The organism is Isoptericola sp. NPDC060257 (genome assembly GCF_042726645.1).
Classification (GTDB): Bacteria; Actinomycetota; Actinomycetes; order Actinomycetales; family Cellulomonadaceae; genus Isoptericola; species Isoptericola nanjingensis.
Genome location: NZ_JBHXAW010000475.1, coordinates 1 through 1683 on the forward strand (window position 1 = coordinate 1; position 1683 = coordinate 1683).

The 1683-nt window shown below is 74.9% G+C and carries 2 protein-coding genes; one reads left to right on the forward strand and one right to left on the reverse strand.

Going from position 1 to position 1683, the window contains the following annotated elements; all coding sequences use genetic code 11:
* Positions 1 to 781 (reverse strand): glycosyltransferase family 4 protein (locus tag ACFWEK_RS21435; protein ID WP_430555353.1); only part of this gene is annotated, 781 nt, incomplete at its 3' end.
* A 134-nt stretch (positions 782 to 915) separates the two neighbouring features.
* Here ACFWEK_RS21435 and ACFWEK_RS21440 point away from each other — a divergent pair.
* On the forward strand, positions 916 to 1638 hold the full coding sequence (locus tag ACFWEK_RS21440) for a hypothetical protein (protein WP_430555354.1): 723 nt from the start codon (positions 916 to 918) through the stop codon (positions 1636 to 1638).
* Positions 1639 to 1683 lie beyond the last annotated feature (45 nt).

Below are 1683 nucleotides of genomic sequence, written 5' to 3' on the forward strand. Positions count from 1 at the left end.
GTACGACGACGCGGGGCTCGTCGAAGGCGACGTCATCGGTGACGCGGTTGGGTCGGGGCGCCACGAGTCGGCCGTCCCGCAGCTGCCAGAACTCGATGTCGCAGCCGTGGGCGAGGCCGAGGACCAGGGAGGCGGCGGGGTCGCTCCACACCTCCCGGCCCTCCGCCCGTTCGCCCCGCTCGACGCGCGGCAGCCGCCAGGCGTCGACGTCGATGCCGTTGCCCAGCACCGACACGCGACCCGCCTCCGCGTCGGGTCCGAGCCGTCGCCCGACGACGCGGCGCAGGGGAGCCGCGGTCAGCTCGCTCACCGCGGACCACTGCACCGGCCACGCCGACCACCGGGTCGCGCGGTCGAGCGCGGCGAACGCGCGCTCCCAGCCGCCCCACACGCTGTGCACCGTGAGCAGCGCCGGCAGCCCGAGCCGGGTCACCGGGCGGAGCGCCAGCTCGACCGTCGGGGCGAGCACGCCCATGTGCAGGTGCACGGCGTCCGGGCGGTGCCCGTCGGCCTCGAGGTCGCGCAGCCGTGCCAGCACGTGCGCCGTCGAGCGCGGGTGGACAGGGAAGCCCCCCGGCACGCGGGCGGCGACGCGGTGCACGACGACGCCGTCGTCGTCGGTCAGCGTCGTCAGGCCGTGCTCACCGGGGGCAGCCGGCGTCGTGGTGATGACCTCGACGTCGTGCCCGGCCTCCGCCTGCCGGCGCGCGAGCCGGGCCACCTGGGTCTCGATGCCGCCGAGCAGCGGGAGGTAGGAGTCGGAGACGTGGACGATGCGCACCGGCTCATCCTGCCATCGGCAGCGGCGCGGCCACCTGCGGCTTCGCCGAGACGGGGGCGTGCGTTGGCGCTACCGTGCGAGGAGCGGGACCTCCGGCGCACGCGCCACGGCACACACCTGAGGAGAGGTGCGACATGTCGAGCACTGTCACCGTTCATCCGACCAAGGGCGTCCGCGGGATCGGGCTGATCACCGTCATCGCGGGCATCGTCATGATCGTGCTCGGCGTGGGGGTCTGGGTGGTCGTCTCCCAGACCCTCTCCGCCGAGGAGATCACCGTCTCCGACGACGCCAACATGTTCGCGGGCCAGCACGTCGCCGGGCCGTTCACCGCGTACGCGCAGGCGGAGGTGATCGACAAGCACGCCACCGAGATGGCCGACGGGAAGACCTACGCCCAGCTCGACCAGGACGACCCCGTCCGCGACAGCGTGATGGACGCGTCCTTCCTGCGGGCGTCGCTGTTCACCTCGGTGGTGGCGTTCGGCGTCTGCGCCCTGGTCATCGGCCTGGGCATCGTCTTCATCCTGCTCGGCAGCGCGCTACGCAAGCTCGCCGGGGGGCCGCAGGTGGTGATCGACGCACCCTCGTTGACGTCCGAGGGCGGGCTGTCGCACGCCACGCACCGTGCCGACCCGGTCGAGCCCGACCGGTCGGCCCCGACGACGCCCGCCCCGCCGCCCGAGCGGCCGAGCACGCGCACGGCTCCCGAGGCGCCCTCCACCGGGACGTCGACGCCTCCCTCGACGCCGCCCTCGACGCCGCCCTCGACGTCTCCGTCCGCGTCTCCCTCGACGCCGCCGGAGAACCCGCCGGCCGCGCCGCCGGCGGGCGGCAGCGGCTCGCCGTCGGCCTGAGCTCCGACCAGCACGACGACGCGGCGGTGACCCTCGGGTCACCGC